Source organism: Streptomyces sp. HUAS 31 (assembly GCF_028198125.1).
GTDB lineage: Bacteria > Actinomycetota > Actinomycetes > Streptomycetales > Streptomycetaceae > Streptomyces > Streptomyces chartreusis.
The window spans coordinates 5550891-5574685 of sequence record NZ_CP116353.1; the positions used below are offsets into that span (position 1 = coordinate 5550891).

21 protein-coding genes are annotated in these 23795 nt (G+C 69.3%); 17 read left to right on the plus strand and 4 right to left on the minus strand.

The window, feature by feature from the left end:
• The first annotated feature begins 3 nt into the window (after positions 1-3).
• Genes PGH47_RS24850 through PGH47_RS24860 form a run of 3 tightly spaced genes read left to right on the plus strand, consistent with a single transcriptional unit; the run spans position 4 to position 4336 of the window.
• Positions 4-2286 carry a bifunctional polysaccharide deacetylase/glycosyltransferase family 2 protein gene (locus PGH47_RS24850; RefSeq protein WP_271665287.1) on the plus strand — a complete coding sequence of 761 codons (2283 nt, stop codon included), beginning with the start codon at positions 4-6 and terminating at the stop codon, positions 2284-2286.
• Positions 2283-3617: an acyltransferase family protein gene (locus PGH47_RS24855; protein WP_271665288.1), complete on the plus strand. Its 1335-nt coding sequence runs from the start codon at positions 2283-2285 to the stop codon at positions 3615-3617. Before PGH47_RS24850 ends, PGH47_RS24855 begins: the two co-directional genes overlap by 4 nt.
• A 23-nt stretch (positions 3618-3640) precedes the next feature.
• Entirely contained in the window at positions 3641-4336 is a 696-nt protein-coding gene (locus PGH47_RS24860) for a demethylmenaquinone methyltransferase (RefSeq protein ID WP_126900130.1), read from the plus strand.
• Between the two features lie 9 nt (positions 4337-4345).
• Here the strand turns inward: PGH47_RS24860 and PGH47_RS24865 are convergent, their stop codons facing one another.
• Together PGH47_RS24865 and PGH47_RS24870 are read right to left on the minus strand one after the other, a co-directional pair.
• On the minus strand, positions 4346-4660 hold the full coding sequence (locus PGH47_RS24865) for a PASTA domain-containing protein (RefSeq protein WP_271665289.1): 315 nt from the start codon (positions 4658-4660) through the stop codon (positions 4346-4348).
• 155 nt (positions 4661-4815) lie between these two features.
• On the minus strand, positions 4816-5349 hold the full coding sequence (locus tag PGH47_RS24870; RefSeq protein ID WP_271665290.1) for a GNAT family N-acetyltransferase: 534 nt from the start codon (positions 5347-5349) through the stop codon (positions 4816-4818).
• Positions 5350-5420: 71 nt separating this feature from the next.
• Here PGH47_RS24870 and PGH47_RS24875 point away from each other — a divergent pair, with 71 nt between their 5' ends.
• The gene (locus PGH47_RS24875; protein WP_107904256.1) at positions 5421-6725 is read left to right on the plus strand and encodes a geranylgeranyl reductase family protein; all 1305 of its coding nucleotides are present in this window, start codon (positions 5421-5423) and stop codon (positions 6723-6725) included.
• A 79-nt stretch (positions 6726-6804) separates the two neighbouring features.
• Here PGH47_RS24875 and def read toward each other — a convergent pair whose 3' ends face one another.
• Complete coding sequence (def, locus tag PGH47_RS24880) at positions 6805-7446, minus strand: peptide deformylase (protein WP_271665291.1); 642 nt, start codon at positions 7444-7446, stop codon at positions 6805-6807.
• A gap of 108 nt (positions 7447-7554) precedes the next feature.
• Between def and PGH47_RS24885 the strand changes: the two genes are divergently transcribed.
• The gene (locus PGH47_RS24885; protein ID WP_271665292.1) at positions 7555-9381 is read left to right on the plus strand and encodes a hydroxysqualene dehydroxylase; all 1827 of its coding nucleotides are present in this window, start codon (positions 7555-7557) and stop codon (positions 9379-9381) included.
• Between the two features lie 90 nt (positions 9382-9471).
• Here the strand turns inward: PGH47_RS24885 and PGH47_RS24890 are convergent, their stop codons facing one another.
• Complete coding sequence (locus PGH47_RS24890; RefSeq protein ID WP_126900135.1) at positions 9472-10305, minus strand: C40 family peptidase; 834 nt, start codon at positions 10303-10305, stop codon at positions 9472-9474.
• Positions 10306-11018: 713 nt separating this feature from the next.
• Between PGH47_RS24890 and PGH47_RS24895 the strand changes: the two genes are divergently transcribed.
• Genes PGH47_RS24895 through nuoL form a run of 12 tightly spaced genes read left to right on the plus strand, consistent with a single transcriptional unit; the run spans position 11019 to position 23792 of the window.
• Positions 11019-11378 (plus strand): NADH-quinone oxidoreductase subunit A, encoded by a 360-nt coding sequence (locus PGH47_RS24895; RefSeq protein ID WP_030950624.1) that lies wholly within the window; start codon positions 11019-11021, stop codon positions 11376-11378.
• Between the two features lie 15 nt (positions 11379-11393).
• Positions 11394-11948: a NuoB/complex I 20 kDa subunit family protein gene (locus PGH47_RS24900; protein WP_010041554.1), complete on the plus strand. Its 555-nt coding sequence runs from the start codon at positions 11394-11396 to the stop codon at positions 11946-11948.
• Complete coding sequence (locus PGH47_RS24905) at positions 11945-12706, plus strand: NADH-quinone oxidoreductase subunit C (RefSeq protein WP_271665293.1); 762 nt, start codon at positions 11945-11947, stop codon at positions 12704-12706. The genes PGH47_RS24900 and PGH47_RS24905 overlap by 4 nt, the downstream gene beginning before the upstream one ends.
• Entirely contained in the window at positions 12703-14025 is a 1323-nt protein-coding gene (locus PGH47_RS24910) for an NADH-quinone oxidoreductase subunit D (protein ID WP_271665294.1), read from the plus strand. Before PGH47_RS24905 ends, PGH47_RS24910 begins: the two co-directional genes overlap by 4 nt.
• On the plus strand, positions 14022-14894 hold the full coding sequence (gene nuoE, locus PGH47_RS24915) for an NADH-quinone oxidoreductase subunit NuoE (protein WP_271665295.1): 873 nt from the start codon (positions 14022-14024) through the stop codon (positions 14892-14894). The genes PGH47_RS24910 and nuoE overlap by 4 nt, the downstream gene beginning before the upstream one ends.
• Complete coding sequence (gene nuoF / locus PGH47_RS24920) at positions 14894-16243, plus strand: NADH-quinone oxidoreductase subunit NuoF (protein WP_271665296.1); 1350 nt, start codon at positions 14894-14896, stop codon at positions 16241-16243. The genes nuoE and nuoF overlap by 1 nt, the downstream gene beginning before the upstream one ends.
• Positions 16240-18744 carry an NADH-quinone oxidoreductase subunit G gene (locus tag PGH47_RS24925; RefSeq protein ID WP_271665297.1) on the plus strand — a complete coding sequence of 835 codons (2505 nt, stop codon included), beginning with the start codon at positions 16240-16242 and terminating at the stop codon, positions 18742-18744. Before nuoF ends, PGH47_RS24925 begins: the two co-directional genes overlap by 4 nt.
• Positions 18741-20105 (plus strand): NADH-quinone oxidoreductase subunit NuoH, encoded by a 1365-nt coding sequence (gene nuoH / locus PGH47_RS24930; RefSeq protein WP_271665298.1) that lies wholly within the window; start codon positions 18741-18743, stop codon positions 20103-20105. The genes PGH47_RS24925 and nuoH overlap by 4 nt, the downstream gene beginning before the upstream one ends.
• Entirely contained in the window at positions 20098-20727 is a 630-nt protein-coding gene (gene nuoI, locus PGH47_RS24935) for an NADH-quinone oxidoreductase subunit NuoI (protein WP_271665299.1), read from the plus strand. Before nuoH ends, nuoI begins: the two co-directional genes overlap by 8 nt.
• Complete coding sequence (locus PGH47_RS24940) at positions 20724-21566, plus strand: NADH-quinone oxidoreductase subunit J (RefSeq protein WP_269637505.1); 843 nt, start codon at positions 20724-20726, stop codon at positions 21564-21566. Before nuoI ends, PGH47_RS24940 begins: the two co-directional genes overlap by 4 nt.
• A complete protein-coding gene (gene nuoK, locus PGH47_RS24945) occupies positions 21563-21862 on the plus strand; it encodes an NADH-quinone oxidoreductase subunit NuoK (protein WP_107904232.1) in 300 nt (99 codons plus the stop codon). Before PGH47_RS24940 ends, nuoK begins: the two co-directional genes overlap by 4 nt.
• Positions 21863-21878: 16 nt before the next feature.
• On the plus strand, positions 21879-23792 hold the full coding sequence (nuoL, locus tag PGH47_RS24950; RefSeq protein WP_271665300.1) for an NADH-quinone oxidoreductase subunit L: 1914 nt from the start codon (positions 21879-21881) through the stop codon (positions 23790-23792).
• Positions 23793-23795 lie beyond the last annotated feature (3 nt).

Genomic DNA, 23795 nt, shown 5'->3' on the forward strand with positions numbered 1-23795 from the left:
CTCATGACCACGACGACGCCCACACGTCGCCGCCGTCGCGCCCCCACCCGCATCGAGCGGGTGGCCGGCAAGGCCGCGGCCCTGCAAAAACCCCGGGTGATCCTCGCCGGGCTGCTGCTGCTCGCGCTGACCAGCGTCATGCTGCTGGACGGCTATCTGCGCGCCGAGGTCGGCGGCGACCAGCGGGTGCGCACCGGCGCCGCCTCCGGCAAGGTCCCGGACAAGGTCCTCGACGGCGGTCCGATCCTCACGTTCCGCGGCGGCCAGGCCACCACCGTCTCGGTGCCGGACAAGACGATCGCGCTCACCTTCGACGACGGCCCCAACCCGACCTGGACGCCGCAGGTCCTGGCGATCCTGAAGAAGTACGACATCCCCGCCACGTTCTTCGTGGTCGGCTCGATGGTCTCGCGCTATCCGTCGATCGTCGCGGACATGGTGGACGCGGGCAACGAGGTGGGCATCCACACCTTCACCCACGTCGACCTCTCCTACCAGAGCGACGCCCGCGTCAACCGCGAGATGCAGCAGACGCAGCTCGCGCTGGCGGGCGCGGCCGGCATCACGACGACGCTGTTCCGGGCGCCGTACTCGTCGGAGACGGACGCCATCGACAACTACAGCTGGCCCGTCTACAAGAAGCTCGGCGAGGACGGCTACACCAGCGTCTTCGTCGACACCGACAGCGACGACTGGAAGCGGCCCGGCGTCTCGAAGATCGTCAAGTGGGCCACCCCGGACGACGGCGAGGGCGCGTCCGTCCTCTTCCACGACGCGGGCGGCGAGCGCTCGCAGACGATCAAGGCGCTGCCGAAGTACATCGAGAAGATGCGGGCGAAGGGGTACACCTTCACCACGATCAGCGGCGCCGTCCAGGAGCAGGAGGCGGCGGCCGGTGGTCAGGCCGGTGGCCGGGCGCAGGGCGGTCCGAACGGGCAGCCCGGCGGGGCGGGCGCGGGCGCGGGGACCTCGAACCTCCAGGCCGCCCACCGTACGGCCACCGGCGCGACCCTCTACGAGGGCAAGGCCCTGATCGGGGCGGTGGCCGTCGCCGAATGGACGGTGCCGGTGCTGTCGGTCGGCCTCCTCGTCGTCGGCGTCGCCGTCATGGGCCGCTTCGGCATGATGCTGATCCTCGCGAGGCGCCACTACCGGCAGCGCAACAGACGCCGGTTCAGCTGGGGACCGCAGGTTTGGCAACCGGTGAGCGTGATCGTCCCGGCGTACAACGAGAAGGAGTGCATCGCCAACACCCTCGAATCGCTGGCGCGGAGCACCCATCCGATCGAGATCATCGTCGTCGACGACGGCTCCACGGACGGCACGTCCGAGATCGCCCGTGACGCGGCCCGGGAACTCGGCATGACCAATGTCCGCGTGATCCGCCAGGAGAACGCGGGCAAGCCGGCCGCGCTGAACAACGGTGTGCGCAGCGCCGGCCACGACATCGTCGTGATGATGGACGGCGACACGGTCTTCGAGCCGGACACCGTACGGCAGCTGGTGCAGCCCTTCGCCGATCCCGAGGTCGGCGCGGTCGCCGGCAACGCCAAGGTCGGCAACCGCAACACCGTGATCGGCGCCTGGCAGCACATCGAGTACGTGATGGGCTTCAACCTCGACCGGCGCATGTACGACCTGCTGCGCTGCATGCCGACCATCCCCGGCGCGATCGGCGCGTTCCGCCGCGAGGCGGTCCTGGAGGTCGGCGGCATGAGCGAGGACACCCTCGCCGAGGACACCGACATCACCATCGCCATGCACCGCGCAGGGTGGCGGGTCGTCTACCAGGAGCACGCCAGGGCCTGGACGGAGGCGCCGGGTTCGCTCAAGCAGCTGTGGTCGCAGCGCTACCGGTGGTCGTACGGCACCATGCAGGCCCTGTGGAAGCACCGCAAGTCGCTGACGGACAAGGGCCCTTCGGGGCGCTTCGGCCGGGTCGGCATGCCGCTCGTGGTGATCTTCCAGATCGTCACGCCGGTCTTCGCGCCGCTCATCGACGTCTTCACCGTCTACTCGATGATCTTCGTCGACTTCCGCGCGGCGCTGCTGGCCTGGCTCGCGGTGCTGGCGGTGCAGCTGCTGTGCGCGGCGTACGCCTTCCGCCTGGACCGCGAGAAGTACCGCTATCTGCTGATGATGCCGCTCCAGCAGCTCGCCTACCGCCAGATGATGTACCTCGTCCTGATCCACTCCTGCATCACGGCGATGACGGGCGGCCGGCTGCGCTGGCAGAAGCTGAAGCGCACCGGCGAGGTCGGGACGCCGGCGGGGGCGGGCCGATGAGCTGGGAACAGCAGCCGGGATACTGGCAGGAGCCGGGCCATCAGCAGCCGCAGTATCCGCAGTACCAGCAGCAGTCGTACACGCAGCCTGCGTATGCGCACTCGTACGAGCCGGTGCCCGCGGATCCGCAGCCGTACGAGCAGCCGACCTACCACCAGGGGTACGGTCAGGAGTACGGGTATCCGGCCCACGCACAGCAGGAACCGGTGCCGCAGCCCCTGGCTCCGGCGCCTCCCGCAGCCGCCGAGGCGGAGGAGGAGAAGCCTCCGCCTCGGCCCCCGGGCCGCGACCGCTACTTCGACACCCTGCGTGCCGTCGCCCTGATCCGCGTCGTCGGCTACCACACCTTCGGGTGGGCCTGGGCGGGCATGGTCTTCCCCTCGATGGGGATCATGTTCGCCCTGGCCGGCACCCTCATGGCGAAGTCCCTGGAGCGCCCCGCGCGGCAGGTGGTGCGCGGACGGCTGCGCCGGCTGCTGCCGCCCTTCTGGTTCTGGGGCTTCTTCGTGGTCCTGGCGATGCTGATCCACGACTGGATGCCGGGCTGGAAGATCGTCTACTGGATCGTGCCGCTGGGCGACCCGCCGGGCAGCGCGTGGGCCGAGCAGGCCTGGGAGATCCTCTGGTACCTGCGGACGTACCTGTGGTTCGTGCTGCTCTCCCCGCTGCTGCTGAAGATCTTCCGGCCGGCCCCGGTGGCGGTGCTGCTGCTCTCCCTGGCCCCGATCCTCGTCCTGCACTTCCTGTGGGAACCGCCGGACGACCGCCTCGGCAGCGCGCTGACCGACCTGGCCACCTTCCTGTTCTGCTGGATCCTCGGCTTCGCGCACCGGGACGGGGTGCTGGCCCGGCTGAGGCCGTTCGCCGTGGCCGCTCTGTCGCTCGCCGCCATCGGCTTCGCCGGCTGGTACGCCCTCACGCACCAGGCCGAGACCGGCTCGTACGACCTGGACGACATCCCGCTCGCGCAGGCCCTGTGGTCGGCGGGGTACGTGACGCTCCTGATGTGGGCGAAGTCGTACTTCGGGATCGACTTCGCATGGCTGACCCGCTTCCGGCGGACCGACCGGATCGTCACGATCTTCAACTCCCGCGCGGTGACGATCTACCTCTGGCACGAGATCGCCCTGATCCTCGCCGTCCCGCTGATCGACCAGCTCTGGAACGTGCCCGCGTTCGAGACCTACCTGCCGCTGGAGAGCCAGTGGTTCATGTTCGGCGTCGGCTGGATCCTGATCGCCGTCTTCGTGCTGCTGTGCGGCTGGGTGGAGGACGTGGCCGGCAGGAAGAAGCCGACGCTCCTCCCGGGAGGCCGTCCTGCGAGCCCGTGAGGCCGTACTGCCACAATGGGCCCGTGACCCGCGCATCCCTGGACAAGCAGCCGCACGAAGTCGCCTCGATGTTCGACAACGTGGCGGAACGGTACGACCTGACCAACGACGTGCTGTCGCTCGGCCAGGACCGCAGATGGCGCAAGGAGGTCGCGAAGGCCGTCGACGCCCGCCCGGCGCAGAAGATCCTCGACCTGGCCGCCGGCACGGCCACCTCCTCGCTGCCCTTCGCGCAGACCGGCGCCTATGTCGTCCCCTGCGACTTCTCCCTCGGCATGCTCCAGGTCGGCAAGCGCAAGCACACCTGGCTGCCGTTCACCGCGGGGGACGCGACGAAGCTGCCGTTCAAGGACGACACCTTCGACGCCGTGACGATCTCCTTCGGGCTGCGCAACGTCCAGGACTTCGACTCCGCGCTGCGCGAGATGTACCGGGTGACGCGGCCCGGCGGCAGGGTCGTGATCTGCGAGTTCTCGCACCCGACCTGGGCGCCCTTCCGCACCGTCTACACCGAGTACCTGATGCGTGCCCTGCCCCCGGTCGCCCGCTCGGTCTCCTCGAACCCCGACGCGTACGTCTATCTCGCCGAGTCCATCCGCGCCTGGCCCGACCAGCCGGCCCTGGCCGAGCGGCTGCGCAAGGCGGGCTGGTCGAAGGTGGCGTGGCGGAACCTGACGGGCGGGGTCGTGGCCCTGCACCGGGGCTTCAAGCAGGACTGAACGCCGGGTTCAGGCCGAGCTGACCACGGGGTACGAATCCTCTCCGGGCTCGTTGAGCTCGCGCCTCAGTCCGCCCGAGGGCGGTCGCGGTATGCGTGGCTCGCGTATGCCTCCGCCGCCCTCGCCCTCGCCGAAGTCGAACCAGATGTAGACCATCGAGTCCCGCGGCACCTCGGCTCCGGGCTGGGGATACTGGCGTACGACGTAGTCGACGACGGTGAGATGGAAGTCCGGCCGGTCCGGTGCGTTCAGGACGAGGCCGTGCGACTTCGCCGCCTCGCGCGCGTCCATGGCCATCAGTCCGACGAGTCTAGGAACTCGCACCTCGGGCGTTTTGGGTGTTATACGCACAGATGTCACCCCCAGCGGTATTGGAAGGGTAACCGCCCGGGGGTGTCGTCCGGAAGCTTCAAGTACCTTTCTGTAACAGTAGATTACTGTCTGTGACGTATCCGGAATTTGACCTCTCGGTTACCCGCTCACAGGCCGAGCCGATAGCAGCGCGCCGTCCGCCCGGCGTCCGGGCCGGTGAACTCCTCGGCGAACCGCATCCCCAGCCGCCGCGTCACCGCGATCGACCGCGCGTTGCCGGCGTCGACCATGGCGACCACGTCCGGGACCCCGGCCGCCCGCACCCGCTCCAGCGTCAACCGCGCGGCGGCGGTGACGTACCCCTGTCCCCAGTGCTCACGCCCGAGCCGCCAGCCGATCTCTATCTCGCCCGTCGGACCCCACGGCCGCTCCCAGGGCTGGGCGCCCGTGAAGCCGAGGACCCGCTCCTGCTCGTCGAGCAGGGTCCACAGACAGAATCCCCGCTCGGCGTCGTGCCGGCGCTGGCGGGCGGTGAGCTCCTCGTAGACGGACAGTTCGGCGGCGCGGCCGCCGTGGAACTCCATGACGTCCGGGTGGGCGAACACCCGGTGCCACGCGATCGCGTCCTCGTCGGTGGGCACACGCAGCCGTACTACGGGGAGAGCTCGGTTCACAGGGCAGCCCTTCAGCCGGGTGATCAATTCTGCTGAATAGACTGCCCATGTCCAGTGCCGGTCGGCACGCAGATTTCGAACCCTGGGGAGATCCAGCCGTGACCGTCGTGACCGAGCCCCACTCCTCCCCTTTCACCGAGAACACCGCCGATGTGATCGTCGTGGGCGCGGGGCCGGCCGGCTCCACGACGGCGTACCACCTCGCCAAGTCCGGCCTCGACGTACTCCTGCTGGAGAAGACCGAGTTCCCGCGGGAGAAGGTCTGCGGCGACGGCCTCACCCCGCGCGCCACGAAACAGCTCGTGGCCATGGGCATCGACATCTCCGAAGAGGCCGGCTGGCTGCGCAACAAGGGGCTGCGCATCATCGGCGGCGGCGTCCGCCTCCAGCTGGACTGGCCGGATCTCGCCTCCTTCCCCGACTACGGACTCGTCCGCAAGCGCGACGACTTCGACGAGCAGCTCGCCCGCCAGGCCCAGAAGGCCGGCGCCCGGCTCTACGAGCGCTGCAACGTCGGCGCCCCGATCATCGACGACCGCACCGGCCGCATCACCGGCGTCCACGCCAAGCTCGGCGAGGAGAAGCGCGAGGTCACCTTCCACGCGCCGCTGGTGGTCGCCGCCGACGGCAACTCCACCCGCCTCTCCCTGGCGATGGGCCTGCACCGCCGCGAGGACCGCCCGATGGGCGTCGCGGTGCGGACGTACTTCGAGAGCCCCCGTCACGAGGACGACTACCTGGAGTCCTGGCTGGAGCTGTGGGACCGCCGCGGTGCCGAGGACCGTCTCCTGCCGGGCTACGGCTGGATCTTCGGCATGGGCGACGGCACCTCGAACGTGGGCCTCGGCGTGCTCAACACCTCCGACTCCTTCAAGGAGCTGGACTGGCGCGAGGTCCTCAAGGCCTGGTGCGCCTCCATGCCGGAGGACTGGGGCTACACGCCGGAGAACATGACCGGCCCGATCCGCGGCGCCGCCCTGCCCATGGCCTTCAACCGGCAGCCGCACTACACCAAGGGCCTGCTGCTGGTCGGCGACGCCGGCGGCCTGGTGAACCCCTTCAACGGCGAAGGCATCGCCTACGCCATGGAGTCCGGCCAGATCGCCGCCGACGTCATCGTCCAGGCCCACGCCCGCCCGACGCCCGCGAGCCGCGAACTCGCCCTCCAGCGCTACCCGCGCGTCCTGAAGGACACCTACGGCGGCTACTACACGCTGGGCCGCGCCTTCGTGAAGCTCATCGGCAACCCGAAGGTCATGAAGATCGCGGCCCAGCGCGGCCTGACCCACCCGATGCTGATGAAGTTCACGCTGAAGCTGCTCGCGAACCTCACGGACCCGACCGGCGGCGACGCGATGGACCGCATCATCAACGGCCTCAGCAAGGTGGCCCCGAAGGCCTGATCATGGCTGTGGCTGTGGCTGTGGCTGTGGCTGTGGCTGTGGCTGCGGCTGCGGCCGGGGCCGGGGCCGGGGGCAGGGCTCAGCCTGTCGCCCGGGCCTCGCCGAGGGCCTCGACGTTGGCGGCCCGGCGCGCGAACACCTCGTCGCGCCGGTCCGCCACCTGCCGCAGCGCGTCCCTGCGCTCCCGCTTCGACAGCCGGTCCAGATAGACCTGCCCGTCGCAGTGATCGGCCTCGTGCGCGAGACAGCGGGCGAAGTACCCGGTGCCCGCGATCACGAGCGGCTCGCCGTCCTTGTCGACGCCGCGCACCACGGCCCGGTCCGGACGCGGTACGTCCATCACGGCACCCGGCACGGACAGACAACCCTCCGAGTCGGTCAGGAGCCGCCGGTCCGCGGCGCCGAGCGGCTCCAGCACCGGATTGACGATGTGCCCGACATGCCTGACCCCGTCGTCGTCCGGGCAGTCGTACACGAACAGCCGCGCGTCGACCCCGACCTGGTTCGCCGCCAGTCCCGCCCCGTCGGCGATGTACATCGTCAGGAACATGTCGTCGATGAGCGCGGCGAGATCGGGCCCGAACTCGGTCACGTCCCGGCACGGCTTGTGCAGCACCTCCTCGCCCACCTCGGTGATCCGCCGCACCGAGCCCCGCCGGGCCTCGGGCGCCAGCGGCGGATACGACTCCACGGGCCTGCCTTGCACGAAAACGCTGGGCATCGTCGTTCTCCCTTTCCGTCCTTCTGCCTTCGCGGGTTGTGAGGATGCTGTGGCCGGGCGAGAAACGGCCTTCCGGCCTGCACGGCCCCTCCCTACCCTCCGGGTCTCATGACAACAGAACACGAGCACGAGCCCCAGGAGCAGACAGGTCACACACCGTCCGGCCACACCCGCAGACGCTTCCTGGCAGGAGCCGGCACGATGGCGGGCGCCGTCGCCTTATGGCCCGCCGGAACCGCCCGGGCGGCCGCGGGCAAACGCGTCGCCGTCCTCGGCGGGGGAGTCTCCGGCCTGAGCGCCGCCCACGAACTCGCCGAACGCGGCTACGCCGTCACCGTCCTCGAGTACTACGACGCCCTCGGCGGCAAGGCCCGCTCGATGCCCGTCCCGGGAACGGCGGCCGGCGGCCGCGCCGACCTCCCCGCCGAGCACGGCTTCCGCTTCTTCCCCGGCTTCTACCGGAACCTGCCGGACACCATGCGCCGCATCCCCGTCCCCGGCAACGCGCACGGCGTCCACGACAACCTCGTCAGCGGCACCGAGGCCCTGTTCGCCCGCTCCGGCGGCCGCGCCGACCTGCACTTCCCGCTGCGCCGCGCGACCACCCCGCCGCGCCCCGGCGACCTCACCCCCGGCTGGATCCGCGACCAGCTCCTGTCGGTGCTGGAACTCGGCACCCGCCTGCCCGCCCACGAGGCCGCCTACTTCGCCGACCGTGTCCTGGTCCACCTCACCAGCTGCGACGCCCGCCGCGAGGAGCAGTGGGAGAAGGTCTCGTGGTGGGACTTCATCCGCGCCGAGGAGATGAGCGAGGAGTACCGGACCGTCCTCGGCATCGGCCAGACCCGCAACCTCGTCGCCACACGCGCGGAGGTCGCCTCCACCCGGACCGTCGGCCGCGTCATCATCGAGGCCCTGCTCCTGTGGGGCCTGCTCGGCCGCGGCATGGACGGCGACGCCGACATCGACCGCGTCCTCAACGCCCCCACCAGCGAGGCATGGATCGACCCCTGGGAGACCCACCTGCGCTCCCTCGGCGTCGAATTCGCCCTCGGCACCCAGGTCCGCGAGATCCAGTACGCCGCCGGCCGCGTGACCGGCGTGCGCGTCTCGGACCGCGACGGCGGCGACGAACGCACCGTCACCGCCGACCACTACGTCTGCGCCCTCCCCGTCGAGCACGCGCGCGGCACCTGGGGCCCCGCCCTGCGCGCGGCCGACCCGCAGCTGGCACGCTGCGACGCCCTCCAGGCCGACTGGATGACCGGCGTGATGTTCTACCTCCGCACTCCCACCCCGGTCGTGCACGGCCACATCAACTGCCTCGACTCACCCTGGTCGGTGACCGGCGTCGGCCAGGCCCAGTTCTGGCCCGGACGGGACTTCTCCCGCGACTACGGCGACGGACGCGCCCGGGACTGTCTCTCCGCCATCATCTCGGAGTGGGACAAGCCGGGCATCCTGTACGGCAAGACGGCCAAGGAGTGCACCAAGGAGGAGGTCGTCGCCGAACTCTGGGCCCAGTTGAAGGACGGCCTCAACGACGCCGGCAAGACGGTGCTGCGGGACGAGGACCGCCTCGGCTGGTTCATGGACCCGGCGGTGACGGGCCTGGGTGGCCCCGACCCGCAGAACCGCGAACAGCTCCTCATCCACCCCACGGGCACGCTCTACAACCGCCCCACGGCCCGCACGAGGGTCCCGAACTTCTTCCTCGCCGGCGACTACGTCCGTACCGACGTCGACCTCGCGACGATGGAGGGCGCCAACGAGTCGGCCCGCCTCGCGGTCAACGCGCTCCTGGACGCGGACAATTCGGACGCCGAGCGCTGTGAGATCCAGGAGCTGTACCGGCCCCCGGAGATGGAGCCCCTCAAGCGGATCGACGCGGTGCGCTTGAGGCTCGGCCTGCCCAACACCTTCGACCTCGGCTAGACGTCGCGAGGGCTCCACGAACAGGACGGAGGGGCCGCTGCCCCCGAGCGGCTGCGGCCCCTTCCGTACGTCTGTGCTGTACGGCTCGTGTCAGAGCACGCGCACCGCACCCGACGCCGGGTAGCCGGACAGGTCCTGGATGACGACGCCCTTGGAGGGGTTGGCCGCGTCCAGGTACTGGCCGTTACCGATGTACACGCCCACATGGTAGGCGGAACCCTTGCCACCCCAGTAGAGGATGTCGCCGACCTGCACCTGCGAGAGCGGGATGTCGGTGCCGGACATCGACTGGTCCTGCGATACCCGCGGCAGGTCGACACCGACCTGCTTGTACGCGGCCTGGACCAGGCTGGAGCAGTCCCACGCGTTGGGGCCGGTGGCACCCATGACGTACGCGTCGCCCAGCTGCGCCTTGAGGAAGGCGATGACCGTGCCGACGCTGCCGCTCGCGGGAGCGGACACGTCCGCGCTGGTGCTCGCGGAGGCGGACAGGGTGGTCCGCTCGGCGCTGCGGGAGGCGGCCTCCTCGGCGGCGGCCCGGCGGGCCTCCTCGGCCTTCTTCTTCGCCTCGGCCTTCTTCTTGGCCTCGGCGAGGTCCTTCTTGGCCTCCTTGGCGGCCGCGGCGGCTGCCGCGTCACGCTCGGCGTCGAGCTCGTAGTTCGCCGCCGCCAGCTGCGTGGCGTCGGCGGACTGGGCGAGCTGGTCCGCCAGGTCACCCGTGAGGGTGGGCAGTTCGATGGTCTGCGTCACGGGCTCGGCGGCGTGCGCCGTGGCCGCTGCGCCTGCCGCTGCCATGCTGAGGACGCCACCGGCAACTCCGGCGCGCATCGCGATCGTCGACGACGCGGCGCGGCGGGGCTTCCGGTGGCTGCGTATGTGAGCGGTGTGGGACATGAGTACAACGGGTACCAGGGACTCCTCCATACCTTCAAGAAACGTGGGCTGCGCCACAGTTGTTCAATCGACGGCCCGAAATTCCCCCGCGTCACCCTTTATTGACGCCGTAACGGACATAGCGGGCGCCCACCGTCTGCCCGCGATCACGGGCTTTCATCATTAAGTCCGAATTGCTCTCCGCTTACCACCTGTTGGAACCGGTGGCCAAGCCCGGTTCTCATGGGTCTCTCATCGATGTGGCGGAGGTCACGCAACGGTCACGGGGTCGTGTGCGTCCGGTGCGCGAACCGCGACCGCCGCCGCTCGTGAATGCGTGCACGCGTCCACATCCGCTCCCCGCTCTCCCCCTGATGTGTGAACGGGGTCCTCTAGCAACACATCCGGTCCAGCGCCAATTTGCATGCAAGAGAACCCTCTTGATATGGAGACGCCCCCTCCGAGCTGCATCGACGAGCGAAAATGTCACCTCTGGTGATCACTCGGACGCTTCTCGTGTGAAGATCACCGCTCATCCGTGTTCATGATCCTTCGTCAGGTGGTGGAGATCACAAAGCTTGTGCAATACCCCGTGTCGCAGATCACAGAGCGGCGGGCATAAGATGCGAGGCAGTTGGGCTTGTGACCTGCTTCACATGTTCTCGATCTTCGCCGGGACGAGCGGGGCTCGTGGGACCGGTGGGGCGGCTGGGAGCCCAGTGCAACCGCCAGCAGTCAGTGCCGACTGAGAGGAGCGAGGAGCGGTGAACGCCTATGCGCCCATCCTCGTACTGGGAGCCCTCGGGGCAGGCTTTGCGATCTTCTCCGTGGTCATGGCCACGCTGATCGGTCCGAAGCGGTACAACCGGGCCAAGCTCGAGGCCTACGAGTGCGGTATCGAGCCGACCCCCACGCCGGCCGGCGGCGGGCGCTTCCCGATCAAGTACTACCTGACGGCGATGCTCTTCATCATCTTCGATATCGAGATCGTCTTCCTCTACCCCTGGGCCGTCACCTTCGACTCCCTGGGGATCTTCGGGCTCGTGGAGATGTTGCTCTTCGTGCTCACCGTCTTCGTCGCGTACGCGTACGTATGGCGGCGCGGCGGCCTGGAATGGGACTGAGGGGCCTTTAAAGACATGGGACTCGAAGAAAAGCTGCCGAGCGGATTCCTGCTGACCACCGTCGAGCAGGCCGCGGGCTGGGTGCGCAAGTCGTCCGTCTTCCCGGCCACGTTCGGACTCGCCTGCTGTGCCATCGAGATGATGACCACCGGCGCCGGCCGCTACGACCTGGCGCGCTTCGGCATGGAGGTCTTCCGCGGTTCGCCCCGCCAGGCGGACCTGATGATCGTCGCCGGCCGGGTCAGTCAGAAGATGGCGCCGGTGCTCAGGCAGGTCTACGACCAGATGCCGAACCCCAAGTGGGTGATCTCCATGGGGGTCTGCGCCTCCTCGGGCGGCATGTTCAACAACTACGCGATCGTGCAGGGCGTCGACCACATTGTCCCGGTCGACATCTATCTGCCGGGCTGCCCGCCGCGGCCCGAGATGCTGATGGACGCCATTCTCAAGCTCCACCAGAAGATCCAGACCTCCAAGCTCGGCGTGAACGCCGAGGAGGCGGCCCGCGAGGCGGAGGAAGCGGCGCTCAAGGCTCTGCCCACGATCGAGATGAAGGGGCTGCTGCGATGAGCGACGCGAACGGCACCAACGGGGCGAACGGATCGAACGGGGTCAACCCCGAGAAGGATCTCTCCGCCTCCAACCTCCCCGGCCAGCGCGGCCAGGGCGGCGAGGAGATCCGCGTCCAGCGCGGCATGTTCGGCGCCGACAACGGCGGCGACACCTCCGGCTACGGCGGCCTCGTCCGCTCGGTCCGGCTCCCTGGCCCGGCGAGCCGCCCCTACGGAGGCTGGTTCGACGAAGTCGCCGACGAGCTCGAGGGCGCGCTGGAGGAGCAGGGCCTCCTGCCCGACAGCGCCGTCGAGAAGACGGTCGTCGACCGGGACGAGATCACCTTCCACATCGAACGCGAGCACCTGGTCCGCGTCGCACGCACCCTGCGCGACGACCCGGCCCTGCGCTTCGAACTGTGCACCGGGGTCAGCGGCGTCCACTACCCGAGCGACAAGGGCCGGGAACTGCACGCCGTCTACCACCTGCGCTCGATCACCCACAACCGGCTGATCCGCCTCGAGGTCAGCGCCCCCGACAGCGACCCGCACATCCCGTCGCTGGTCTCCGTCTACCCGACCAACGACTGGCACGAGCGCGAGACCTACGACTTCTTCGGCATCGTCTTCGACGGTCACCCCGCCCTGACGCGGATCATGATGCCGGACGACTGGCAGGGCCACCCGCAGCGCAAGGACTACCCCCTCGGCGGCATCCCCGTCGAGTACAAGGGCGCCCAGATCCCGGCTCCGGACCAGCGGAGGTCGTACTCGTGAGCACGCAGTCAGCATCTGCCCGTGAGACCACCGAGGGCACCGTATATACGGTCACCGGTGGCGACTGGGACGAGGTCGTCGAGGCCGCGGCCCGTGCCGACGACGAGCGCATCGTCCTCAACATGGGCCCCCAGCACCCCTCCACGCACGGAGTGCTCCGCCTGATCCTGGAGATCGACGGCGAGACCGTCACCGAGGCCCGCTGCGGCATCGGCTACCTCCACACCGGCATCGAGAAGAACCTCGAGTACCGGACCTGGACGCAGGGCACCACGTTCGTGACGCGCATGGACTACCTGACGTCCTTCTTCAACGAGACCGCCTACTGTCTCGCCGTCGAGAAGCTCCTCGGAGTCGAGGACCAGATCACCGAGCGCGCCAAGATCATCCGGGTGCTCCTGATGGAGCTGAACCGGCTCTCCTCCCACCTGGTGTGCATCGCCACCGGCGGCATGGAGCTCGGCGCCACCACGATCATGATCTACGGATTCCGCGATCGTGAAATGATTCTCGACATCTACGAGCTCATCACGGGGCTCCGGATGAACCACGCGTACATCCGCCCCGGCGGACTCGCCCAGGACCTGCCGCCCGGCGCGGTGGACCAGATCCGCGAGTTCGTGAAGAAGATGAAGAAGAACCTCCCGGAGTACGACAAGCTCGCCACCGGGAACCCCATCTTCAAGGCCCGTATGCAGGACATCGGCTATCTCGACCTGGCCGGCTGCATGGCCCTCGGCGCGACGGGCCCGATCCTGCGCTCCACCGGCCTCCCGCACGACCTGCGCAAGTCGCAGCCGTACTGCGACTACGAGACCTACGACTTCGAGATCCCGACCGCCGACACCTGCGACTCCTACGGGCGCTTCCTGATCCGTCTCGAGGAGATGCGCCAGTCGCTCGGGATCGTCGAGCAGTGCCTGGACCGGCTGCAGCCCGGCCCGGTCATGGTCGCCGACAAGAAGATCGCCTGGCCCGCCCAGCTCGCCCTGGGCCCCGACGGACTCGGCAACTCCCTCGACCACATCAAGAAGATCATGGGCACCTCCATGGAGGCCCTGATCCACCACTTCAAGCTGGTCACCGAGGGCTTCCGTGTTCCGGCGGGACAGGCGTACGCGGCCGTCGAGTCGCCCAAGGGCGAGCTCGGTGTGCACGCCGTGTCCGACGGCGGCACCCGCCCCTTCCGGGTCCACTTCCGCGACCCGTCCTTCACCAACCTTCAGGCCATGGCGGCGATGTGCGAGGGCGGCCAGGTCGCCGACGTCATCGTCGCCGTGGCGTCCATCGACCCCGTGATGGGAGGCGTCGACCGGTGACCACCTCTTCTTCCGAGCGGGGCGTCAGCCTGGGTATGCCCGCACTGCCCGCGCCCGGCTACCCGGACGACGTCCGGGCCCGGCTGGAGACCGACGCGCGCGAGATCATCGCCCGCTACCCGGACTCCCGTTCCGCCCTCCTGCCGTTGCTGCACCTCGTGCAGTCGGAGGAGGGACACGTCACGCGAACCGGCATGCAGTTCTGCGCGGACGTACTGGAGCTGACCACGGCCGAGGTCACCGCGGTCGCGACCTTCTACACCATGTACCGGCGCAAGCCGAGCGGTGACTACCAGGTCGGCGTCTGCACCAACACGCTGTGCGCGGTCATGGGCGGCGACGCGATCTTCGAGCAGCTCCAGGAGCACCTGGGCGTCGGCAACGGCGAGACCACGGGCGACGGCAAGGTCACCCTGGAGCACATCGAGTGCAACGCCGCCTGCGACTTCGCGCCCGTCGTGATGGTCAACTGGGAGTTCTTCGACAACCAGACCCCCGCGAGCGCCAAGCGCCTCGTCGACGACCTGCGCGAGGGACGGCCCGTGGAGCCGACGCGCGGGGCACGGCTGTGCACCTTCAAGGAGACCGCGCGGATCCTGGCCGGCTTCCCCGACGAGCGGCCCGGGGCCGTCGAGGAGAGCGGCAGTGCGGGACCGGCCTCGCTGGTGGGCCTCCGCCTGGCCAAGGGGGAGACCGCACCCGCGCGCGTGGTCCATCCGCGCGACGGCGGCCCGCACGACGAGCCGCAGGACAGGGCACCGCACGAGCCCTCGCCGACCGAGCACCTCAGTTCGCACGACGCGCCGCATGAGACGTCGGCATCCGACCCCGCCCACCCGGCAGGGCCTGTCGCCGAGGAGGGGGAGTGATGACGTTGGCACCAGAGCTGAAGGAAAACAGCCCCGAGAAGCTGCTCGCACCCGTGCTGTCGGCCTTCTGGGACGAGGACAGGGCCTGGACGCTGGACGTCTACCGGAGGCACGAAGGGTACGAGGGGCTCCGCAAGGCGCTCGCCATGTCGCCGGACGACCTGATCGCGTACGTCAAGGACTCCGGTCTGCGCGGGCGCGGCGGCGCGGGATTCCCGACGGGAATGAAATGGCAGTTCATTCCCCAAGGTGATGGCAAGCCGCACTATCTAGTTGTCAACGCCGACGAATCGGAGCCCGGAACCTGCAAGGACATTCCGCTCCTCTTCGCGAACCCGCACAGCCTCATCGAGGGCATCGTCATCGCGTGTTACGCCATCCGGTCTTCGCATGCCTTCATCTATCTGCGTGGTGAAGTCGTCCCCGTTCTGCGGCGGTTGCACGAGGCCGTGCGCGAGGCCTACGCGGCCGGCTTCCTCGGCGAGAACATCCTCGGCAGCGGACTGAATCTCGAACTCACCGTGCACGCCGGCGCCGGCGCGTACATCTGCGGTGAGGAGACCGCGCTGCTCGACTCGCTCGAAGGCCGCCGTGGACAACCGCGGCTGCGTCCCCCCTTCCCCGCGGTGGCAGGTCTCTACGCCTGCCCGACTGTTGTGAACAACGTCGAGTCGATCGCGTCGGTTCCCGCGATCCTGCACCGCGGCAAAGAATGGTTCCGCTCGATGGGCAGCGAGAAGTCCCCTGGCTTCACGCTCTACTCGCTCAGCGGCCACGTCACGAGCCCCGGCCAGTACGAGGCCCCGCTCGGCGTCACCCTGCGCCAGCTGCTCGAGATGAGCGGCGGCATGCGCGCCGGCCACCGCCTGAAGTTCTGGACGCCGGGCGGCTCCTCGACGCCGATGTTCACCGACGAGCACCTCGACGTCCCCCTCGACTACGAGGGCGTCGGCGCCGCCGGCTCCATGCTCGGCACCAAGGCGCTCCAGTGCTTCGACGAGACGACCTGCGTCGTCCGCGCCGTCACCCGCTGGACCGAGTTCTACGCCCACGAGTCCTGCGGCAAGTGCACGCCCTGCCGCGAGGGCACGTACTGGCTCGTGCAGTTGCTGCGCGACATCGAGGCCGGCAAGGGCGTCATGAGCGACCTCGACAAGCTGAACGACATCGCCGACAACATCAACGGCAAGTCCTTCTGCGCCCTCGGCGACGGCGCCGCCTCGCCGATCTTCTCCTCGCTGAAGTACTTCCGCGAGGAGTACGAGCAGCACATCACGGGCCGTGGCTGCCCCTTCGACCCGGCCAAGTCGACGGCCTGGGCCGACCACCGCACGGAGGTGAACGCATGACTGTGACCACCAGCGCTCCCTCCGGAGGGGGAGAGGCGGCGGTCCCGCCGGAGGATCTCGTCTCGCTGACCATCGACGGCGCCGAGATCAGCGTGCCCAAGGGCACCCTGGTCATCCGCGCCGCCGAGCAGCTCGGCATCGAGATCCCACGCTTCTGCGACCACCCCCTCCTCGACCCGGCCGGCGCCTGCCGCCAGTGCATCGTCGAGGTCGAGGGCCAGCGCAAGCCGATGGCGTCCTGCACGATCACGTGCACCGACGGCATGGTCGTCAAGACGCACCTGACCTCGCCGGTCGCCGAGAAGGCCCAGCACGGTGTGATGGAGCTCCTCCTCATCAACCACCCGCTGGACTGCCCGGTCTGCGACAAGGGCGGCGAGTGCCCGCTGCAGAACCAGGCCATGTCGCACGGCCAGGCCGAGTCCCGCTTCGAGGGACGCAAGCGGACCTACGAGAAGCCGGTCCCGATCTCCACGCAGGTGCTGCTCGACCGCGAGCGGTGCGTGCTGTGCGCCCGCTGCACCCGGTTCTCCAACCAGGTCGCGGGCGACCCGATGATCGAGCTGCTGGAGCGGGGCGCGCTCCAGCAGGTCGGCACCGGTGAGGGCGACCCGTTCGAGTCGTACTTCTCCGGCAACACCATCCAGATCTGCCCGGTCGGCGCGCTCACCTCGGCGGCGTACCGGTTCCGCTCCCGCCCCTTCGACCTCGTCTCCTCGCCGTCGGTGTGCGAGCACTGCTCCGGCGGCTGCGCCACGCGCACCGACCACCGGCGCGGCAAGGTCATGCGACGCCTCGCGGCCAACGACCCCGAGGTCAACGAGGAGTGGATGTGCGACAAGGGCCGGTTCGGCTTCCGCTACGCCCAGCAGCGCGACCGGCTCCAGACGCCGCTCGTGCGCAACGCGGAGGGTGAGCTGGAGCCGGCCTCCTGGCCGGAGGCGCTCCAGATCGCCGCGCAGGGTCTGCTCGCCTCCCGCGGACGCACCGGCGTACTGGCCGGCGGCCGGCTGACCGTCGAGGACGCCTACGCGTACAGCAAGTTCGCGCGCGTGGCGCTCGACACCAACGACATCGACTTCCGCGCGCGCGTGCACAGCGGCGAGGAGGCCGACTTCCTCGCCGCGCGGGTCGCCGGTCACGGCCGCGACCTCGACGGCAAGGGCACCACGTACACCTCCCTGGAGAAGGCACCGGCCGTACTGCTGGCCGGGTTCGAGGCCGAGGAGGAGGCACCCGGGGTCTTCCTGCGGCTGCGCAAGGCATGGCGCGGGCACGGCCAGAAGGTCTTCTCGCTCGCCACGCACGCGACACGCGGCCTGGAGAAGGCAGGCGGCACGCTGCTGCCGGCCGCTCCCGGCACCGAGACCGAGTGGCTGGACGCGCTCGCGAGCGGCGTCGGCCTGGACGAGGCCGGCGCGCAGGCGTCGGAGGCGCTGCGCACCGAGGGTTCGGTGATCGTCGTCGGCGAGCGCCTGGCGGCCGTGGCGGGCGGTCTCACCGCCGCCGCACGGGCCGCGACCGCGACCGGCGCCGAGCTGGTGTGGATCCCGCGCCGGGCGGGGGAGCGCGGTGCCGTCGAGGCGGGCGCGCTGCCGTCGCTGCTGCCGGGCGGACGTCCCGCGACCGACCCACGCGCGCGTGAGCAGGTCGCCGCGGTCTGGGGAGTGGCCGAACTGCCGCTGCGCTACGGCCGCGACACCGGCCAGATCGTCGAGGCCGCCGCGACCGGCGAACTCCAGGCCCTGCTGGTCGCGGGCGTCGAGGTCGCCGACCTGCCGGACCCGGCACGCGCGCGTGAGGCGCTCGGCGAGGTCGGCTTCGTGGTGTCGCTGGAACTGCGGCCCGGCGAGGTGACCGAGCTCGCCGACGTCGTGCTGCCGGTCGCCGCGGTCGCCGAGAAGGCCGGCACCTTCCTCAACTGGGAAGGCCGGGTGCGCTTCTTCGAGGCCGCGCTCAAGCCCGAACAGATGACGCGCCGCCTGGCCCCGACCGACGCGCGCGTCCTGCAGATGCTGGCCGACGCCATGGACGTACACCTGGGCCTGCCGGATCTGCGCACCACGCGCGCGGAGATCGACCGGCTCGGCGCCTGGGACGGCGCGCGGGCCACCGAACCCCTCCAGACCGGGGTCCAGCTGCCGCGGCCGGCCGCCGGTGAGGCCGTGCTCGCCGGGCACCGGCTGCTGCTCGACCAGGGCCGTCTCCAGGAGGGAGACGAGGCGCTCGCCGGCACCCGGCACGCCGCCCACGCGCGTGTGTCGGCCGCCACCGCCGCCGAGGCCGGCGTGAAGGACGGCGACGCTCTCGCCGTCACCGGCCCCACAGGAACGGTCGAACTGCCGCTGCGGATCACCGAGATGCCCGACCGGGTCGTGTGGCTCCCGCTGAACTCCGTGGGCGCCGGCGTCGCCTCCGACTCCGGGGCGCTGCCCGGCTCACTCGTCCGCATCGGCCCGGCGACCCTCGCGTCCGAGGCCCCCGAGGAGGTGGAGGCATGAGCCCTTTCCTCGCCGCTGAAGACCTCTCGATGTTCGGCCGCGACCCCTGGTGGCTGGTCGTCATCAAGGCGGTGTTCTGCTTCGCCTTCCTGATGGTGACCGTGCTGTTCTCCATCGTCTGGGAGCGCAAGGTCGTCGCCTGGATGCAGCTGCGCATCGGGCCCAACCGGCACGGCCCCTGGGGCATGCTCCAGTCGCTCGCCGACGGCATCAAGCTGATGCTGAAGGAAGACGTCATCGTCAAACGCGCGGACAAGGTCGTCTACGTCCTCGCACCGATCGTCGCGGCCATCCCGGCCTTCATGGCGATCGCGGTGATCCCCTTCGGCCCGGCCGGCAACGAGATCTCGATCTTCGGCCAGCGCACCACGATGCAGCTCACCGACCTGCCGATCGCGATGCTCTACATCCTCGCGGTCGCCTCGGTCGGCATCTACGGCATCGTGCTCGCGGGCTGGAGTTCCGGATCCACCTACCCGCTGCTCGGCGGCCTGCGCTCCTGCGCGCAGATGATCTCCTACGAGATCGCGATGGGCGCCGCCTTCGCGTCGGTGTTCCTCTACTCCGGTTCGATGTCGACCTCGGCGATCGTCGAGGCCCAGCAGGACCGCTGGTACGTCGTCCTGCTGCCGGTGTCCTTCCTGATCTACATCGTCACGATGGTCGGCGAGACCAACCGCGCCCCGTTCGACATGCCGGAGTCCGAGGGCGACCTGGTGGGCGGCTTCAACACCGAGTACTCGTCGATCAAGTTCGCGATGTTCATGCTCGCCGAGTACGTGAACATGGTGACGGTCTCGGCGGTGTCGGTGACGCTCTTCCTGGGCGGCTGGCGGGCCCCGTACCCGGTCAGCACCTTCTGGGAGGGCGCCAACCACGGCTGGTGGCCGCTCCTCTGGTTCGTGATCAAGGTCCAGCTGCTGCTGTTCTTCTTCATCTGGCTGCGCGGCTCGCTCCCGCGCGTGCGCTACGACCAGCTGATGAAGCTCGGCTGGAAGGTCCTCATCCCGGTCTCCGTCGTCTGGCTGATGCTCGTCGCGACCGTGCGGACCCTGCGCAACGAGAACTACGACTTCGCCGACATCGCCCTCTACGTCGGCGGCGGCGTCCTCGCGCTGCTCCTGCTCTCCTTCATCGCCGACATGTTCCGCGAGAAGGCGAAGGGCGCCGAGGGAGCCGCCGAGGAACCGGCCTCGTTCGACGCGATGGCAGGCGGGTTCCCCGTACCGCCGCTGCCGGGGCAGGAGTTGCCGCCGGTGCCGCGCCGCAGCTCGCGCCGCGAGCGGGAGCTGATTGTCAGTGGTGGGCCCGATACTCAGAGTGACGGATCTCTGGATGGAAAGGAGGCGTCCGATGGCTGAGGAGCCCAAGGAGACCAAGCCCGGTTTCATGAACCCCGTCGCAGGCTTCGGCGTGACCTTCAAGGCCATGTTCAAGAAGCGGCTGACCGAGCAGTACCCGGAGCAGCAGAAGACCACAGCTCCGCGCTTCCACGGACGGCACCAGCTCAACCGCCATCCGGACGGCCTGGAGAAGTGCGTCGGCTGCGAGCTGTGCGCCTGGGCCTGCCCCGCCGACGCCATCTATGTCGAGGGCGCCGACAACACCGAAGAGGAGCGCTACTCGCCCGGCGAGCGGTACGGGCGCGTCTACCAGATCAACTACGCCCGCTGCATCCTGTGCGGCCTGTGCATCGAGGCGTGCCCCACGCGCGCGCTCACGATGACCAATGAGTTCGAGCTCGCGGACTCCAGCCGCGCCAACCTCATCTACACCAAGGAGCAGCTGCTCGCCGGTCTCGAGGACGGCATGGTCGACACGCCCCACGCCATCTACCCGGGGACCGACGAGCAGGACTACTACCGGGGTCTGGTGACGGAGGCCGCCCCCGGTACGGAACCTCAGGTCGCCGTCTCCAAGGGCGAACTGCATCCATCGGCAGGCCCTTCGGGCGCGGCCGAAGACGAGGAGGTGGACGCATGAGCGCACAGCTCGCCGCCTACTCCACCTCCACCGGAGAGGCGGTCCAGTTCTGGATGCTGGGCACCGTCGCCGTCATCGGCGCCCTGTGCACCGTATTCATGAAGAAGGCGGTGCACAGCGCGCTGTGCCTGGCCGGGACCATGATCGTCCTGGCGGTCTTCTACCTCGCCAACGGTGCCTACTTCCTGGGCATCGTGCAGATCGTCGTCTACACCGGCGCGATCATGATGCTGTTCCTGTTCGTGGTGATGCTGGTCGGCGTGACGGCGGCTGACTCCCTGAAGGAGACCATCAAGGGCCAGCGCTGGCTGGCCCTTCTCTGCGGCCTCGGCTTCGGCATCCTGCTGATCGCGGGCATCGGGAACGCCTCCATCACGGAGTTCAACGGCCTCGCCCAGGCGAACGCGAACGGCAACGTTGAGGGCCTCGCCACCCTCATCTTCACCAAGTACGTCTTCGCCTTCGAGATCACCGGCGCCCTGCTGATCACGGCCGCCATCGGCGCCATGGTGCTCACGCACCGCGAGCGCACCGAGCGCGCCAAGACCCAGCGCGAGCTGTCCGAGGAGCGCGTCCGCGAAGGCAAGCACGTGCCGCCGCTGCCGGCCCCCGGTGTCTACGCCCGGCACAACGCCGTGGACATCGCGGGCCTGCTGCCCGACGGCACCCCCTCCGACCTCACGGTCAGCAAGACGCTGCGCGAGCGCGGCCAGATCCGCGACGTGTCCACCGAGGCGCTCAACGACCTGCGGGCGCTGGAGCAGCGGGCGGAGGAGCGGCTGGAGCGCACCGCCATCGAGCCGTCGACCTTCAAGCGGGCTGAGGAGGCGTCGAAGTGAACCCGGTCAACTACATCTATCTCGCCGCCCTGTTGTTCACGATCGGTGCCACCGGTGTGCTGATCAGGCGCAACGCGATCGTCGTGTTCATGTGCATCGAGCTCATGCTCAACGCCTGCAACCTGACGCTCGTCGCCTTCTCCCGGATGCACGGCAATCTCGACGGCCAGATCATCGCGTTCTTCACGATGGTCGTCGCCGCCGCGGAGGTCGTCGTCGGGCTCGCGATCATCGTGTCGCTGTTCCGTTCCCGCCACTCGGCCTCGGTCGACGACGCCAGCCTGATGAAGCTCTGAGGGGTCGGAAGAAAACGTGGAGAACCTGATTGCGCTGCTGATCGCGGCGCCCCTGCTCGGAGCGGCCGTCCTGTTGTGCGGCGGCCGGCGGCTGGACGCCGTCGGCCAGTGGGTCGGCACGCTCCTGTCGTTCACCTCCTTCGCCTTCGGCGTGGTCCTCTTCGCCGACCTGCTGGGCAAGGACCCCGAACAACGGACCCTCACCCAGCACCTGTTCAGCTGGATCCAGGTCGAGGGCTTCCAGGCGGACGTCGCCTTCCGTCTGGACCAGCTGTCGATGACGTTCGTGCTGCTGATCACCGGCGTCGGCTCGCTGATCCACCTGTACTCGATCGGGTACATGGAGCACGACGAGCGGCGCCGCCGCTTCTTCGGCTATCTGAACCTGTTCCTCGCGGCGATGCTGCTGCTCGTCCTCGCCGACAACTACCTGCTGCTGTACGTCGGCTGGGAGGGCGTCGGTCTCGCGTCGTACCTGCTGATCGGCTTCTGGCAGCACAAGCCCAGCGCCGCCACGGCCGCGAAGAAGGCCTTCCTGGTCAACCGCGTCGGCGACATGGGCCTGTCGATCGCGATCATGCTGATGTTCTTCTGGTTCGGCACCTTCGCCTTCGGGCCGCTGCTCGGCGGCGAGGGGGAGCCCGGCCTGGCCGCCGACGCGAGCGAGGGCAAGCTCACCGCGATCGGACTGATGCTGCTGCTCGCCGCCTGCGGCAAGTCCGCCCAGGTGCCGCTCCAGTCCTGGCTCGGGGACGCGATGGAGGGCCCGACCCCGGTCTCCGCCCTCATCCACGCCGCGACGATGGTGACCGCGGGCGTCTACCTGATCGTCCGCTCCGGCGCCATCTTCAACGCCGCGCCCGACGCGCAGCTGGTCGTCACGATCGTCGGTGCCGTCACGCTCCTGTTCGGAGCGATCGTCGGTTGCGCGAAGGACGACATCAAGAAGGCACTGGCCGGCTCGACCATGTCGCAGATCGGCTACATGGTCCTCGCCGCCGGCCTCGGCCCCATCGGCTACGTCTTCGCGATCATGCACCTGGTGACGCACGGCTTCTTCAAGGCCGGGCTGTTCCTCGGTGCCGGTTCCGTCATGCACGGCATGAACGACGAGGTCGACATGCGCAAGTACGGCGGTCTGCGCAAGTACATGCCGGTCACCTTCGTGACGTTCGGCCTCGGCTACCTCGCGATCATCGGCTTCCCCGGTCTGTCCGGCTTCTTCTCCAAGGACAAGATCATCGAGGCCGCGTTCGCCAAGGGCGGCACCGAGGGCTGGATCCTCGGCGGCTGCGCACTGCTGGGCGCCGCGATCACGGCGTTCTACATGACGCGCGTGATGCTGATGACGTTCTTCGGCGAGAAGCGCTGGCAGCCGGACGAGAACGGCAACGAACCGCACCCGCACGAGTCGCCGAAGATCATGACGATCCCGATGATCGTGCTGGCCGTCGGATCGGTCGCCGCCGGTGGGTTCTTCAGCATCGGCGACCGCTTCATCCACTGGCTGGAGCCCATCACCGGGCACGACCACGGCCATGCGCCGATCGGCGCGGGAGTCATCACCGGCGCGACCGTCGCGTGCATGGTCATCGGCGTCGCCATCGCCTACGGCCAGTACGGCCGCCGCCCGGTCCCGGCCGTCGCCCCGCGCGGGTCGGTGCTCACCAGGGCCGCCCGGCGCGACCTGTACCAGGACGACTTCAACCACGTCGTCCTCGTCCGCGGCGGCGAGCACCTCACGCGGTCCCTGGTGTACGTCGACCACACCCTGGTCGACGGCGTCGTCAACGGCACGGCGGCCTCGGTCGGCGGTCTGTCCGGACGGATGCGCAGGCTCCAGAACGGCTTCGTGCGGTCCTACGCGGTCTCGATGTTCGGAGGTGTGGCGATCCTCATCGCCGCGACCCTGCTGATGAGGGCGGTCTGATAC

Excerpts from the sequence above, each read along its gene's own strand:
- PGH47_RS24850 (WP_271665287.1), top strand. The coding sequence starts at position 4 with ATGACCACGACGACGCCCACACGTCGCCGCCGTCGCGCCCCCACCCGC.
- PGH47_RS24855 (WP_271665288.1), top strand. The coding sequence starts at position 2,283 with ATGAGCTGGGAACAGCAGCCGGGATACTGGCAGGAGCCGGGCCATCAG.
- def (WP_271665291.1), bottom strand. The coding sequence starts at position 7,446 with ATGCCCAGCGTTTTCGTGCAAGGCAGGCCCGTGGAGTCGTATCCGCCG.
- PGH47_RS24885 (WP_271665292.1), top strand. The coding sequence starts at position 7,555 with ATGACAACAGAACACGAGCACGAGCCCCAGGAGCAGACAGGTCACACA.
- PGH47_RS24890 (WP_126900135.1), bottom strand. The coding sequence starts at position 10,305 with ATGGAGGAGTCCCTGGTACCCGTTGTACTCATGTCCCACACCGCTCAC.
- PGH47_RS24900 (WP_010041554.1), top strand. The coding sequence starts at position 11,394 with ATGGGACTCGAAGAAAAGCTGCCGAGCGGATTCCTGCTGACCACCGTC.
- PGH47_RS24905 (WP_271665293.1), top strand. The coding sequence starts at position 11,945 with ATGAGCGACGCGAACGGCACCAACGGGGCGAACGGATCGAACGGGGTC.
- nuoF (WP_271665296.1), top strand. The coding sequence starts at position 14,894 with ATGACGTTGGCACCAGAGCTGAAGGAAAACAGCCCCGAGAAGCTGCTC.
- PGH47_RS24925 (WP_271665297.1), top strand. The coding sequence starts at position 16,240 with ATGACTGTGACCACCAGCGCTCCCTCCGGAGGGGGAGAGGCGGCGGTC.
- nuoH (WP_271665298.1), top strand. The coding sequence starts at position 18,741 with ATGAGCCCTTTCCTCGCCGCTGAAGACCTCTCGATGTTCGGCCGCGAC.
- nuoI (WP_271665299.1), top strand. The coding sequence starts at position 20,098 with ATGGCTGAGGAGCCCAAGGAGACCAAGCCCGGTTTCATGAACCCCGTC.
- PGH47_RS24940 (WP_269637505.1), top strand. The coding sequence starts at position 20,724 with ATGAGCGCACAGCTCGCCGCCTACTCCACCTCCACCGGAGAGGCGGTC.